We start from the raw sequence: 353 nt of genomic DNA, 5'->3' as shown, positions 1-353 counted from the left end.
CGTCCGGACATTGTGCGGGCGGTGCATGCGGAGTATTTCGCGGTGGGTGTGGACTGTGTGGAGACCAATACCTTCGGGGCGAACTTCGCGGCGCTGGGGGAGTACGACATCGCGCACCGGATCTTCGAGCTGTCTCAGGCGGGGGTGCGGATCGCGCGTGAGGTCGCCGATGAGTTCACCGCTTCGACCGGCCAGCAGCGGTGGGTGCTGGGGTCGATGGGTCCGGGCACGAAGCTCCCGACGCTGGGGCATGCCCCTTACGCCACACTCCGCGACGCGTATCAGCAGAATGCGGAGGGGATGATCGCGGGCGGTGCGGACGCGCTGCTGGTGGAGACGACGCAGGATCTGCT

Annotated in this window: 1 protein-coding gene; it reads left to right on the top strand. The window is 67.1% G+C overall.

All coding sequences use genetic code 11. The features are described 5' to 3' along the window. On the top strand, window positions 1-353 hold a 353-nt coding region (locus ACX6XY_RS30120), incomplete at both ends, for a homocysteine S-methyltransferase family protein (RefSeq protein ID WP_460337813.1).

It is taken from the genome of Streptomyces sp. O3 (assembly GCF_054788135.1).
The sequence above is the reverse complement of the archived record's forward strand: the minus strand, read 5'-3'. Positions and strand labels throughout refer to the sequence as shown.